Here is a 582-nt window from a genome sequence, read left to right on the forward strand (position 1 = left end):
CTCTTTGTACAGCGTACTCGCAAAATTTTACGCGCACGGAATAAATATGAACAAATTGGAAAGTCGCCCCATTTTAGGTCAGGCTTTTGAATGTTAAACGAAAGAGCGTGTAAGCCGTACAATTCGGCACAATCGCGCGAAGAAATAACGGCTACGTCCGTACGACCGGAACTTGCCGCCCGCTTTGCCGCCAATGCCGTGTTTGCGCACTCTGTTACTTTTACGCCGTTCCATGATTTTAAAAATTTACTGCATTGGCGGATAGCTTGTTCATGCGAAAACACTTCCTTTATGTCGTCTAACTTCGCGCCGGGAGTCGCTAACAGCGTATGGGCTATAGGCAGTTTTAAGCTACGAATAATATAAAAACGGTAGCGGTTCATAAGATCGTAAACCTCGTTAACGGAGCCTGCGGTGCTATTTTCAAGCGGCACTACACCGTAGCGGCACAAGCCGCCGTCTACTGCCTGAAAAACTCCTTCAAAACTGGTAAAGTATGTAATGTCCGCAGGAGAGAACAATTTGTCGCAGGCGGCTTGCGAGTATGCGCCTTCCACTCCCTGACATGCCACTGTAGCGCGT

The 582-nt window shown here is 48.1% G+C and carries 1 protein-coding gene; it reads right to left on the minus strand.

Translation table 11 applies throughout. The features are described from left to right. A partial coding sequence (locus ACYVTD_RS15690) for a prephenate dehydratase domain-containing protein (RefSeq protein WP_461248627.1) occupies window positions 1-582 on the minus strand: 582 nt, incomplete at both ends.

It is taken from the genome of Treponema sp. R6D11, from assembly GCF_054786075.1.